Genomic DNA, 337 nt, shown 5'->3' on the forward strand with positions numbered 1-337 from the left:
TCCCCCGGTCGGTTCCCGGCTCTACTGGTCGCTGTGGGTGTTCGACGCGGCGATGCGGGTGCGGAACGCGCTGTGGCGGCCCGCGTTCGTCATGTACTACCGCACCTTCCGGCTGCACGATGTGCTGACCGAGCTGACCGGTGCGGGCTTCGCGGTGGAGCTGCGCCCCCTGCCGGAGCTGGGCCGGCGGGCGGACGGCAGCCCGCGCTGCCGGCTGGTGGTGGCGAGACGGCCCGGCTGAAGCGTGTTGCGCAGTGGCCCCCATCGGGGGCGGCATCCGGGTCCGCGACGGATTCCGCTTTGTGTGCGTGCGGAGAGCCCGGACCCGCCTGAGGGG

General features: G+C 73.6%; 1 pseudogene. It reads left to right on the forward strand.

Annotated elements, in window-relative coordinates:
- Positions 1-241, forward strand: a pseudogene (locus ACWF94_RS39270) (SAM-dependent methyltransferase); the annotation flags it as partial.
- Positions 242-337 lie beyond the last annotated feature (96 nt).

The sequence above is a fragment of the Streptomyces sp. NPDC055078 genome, from assembly GCF_053607985.1.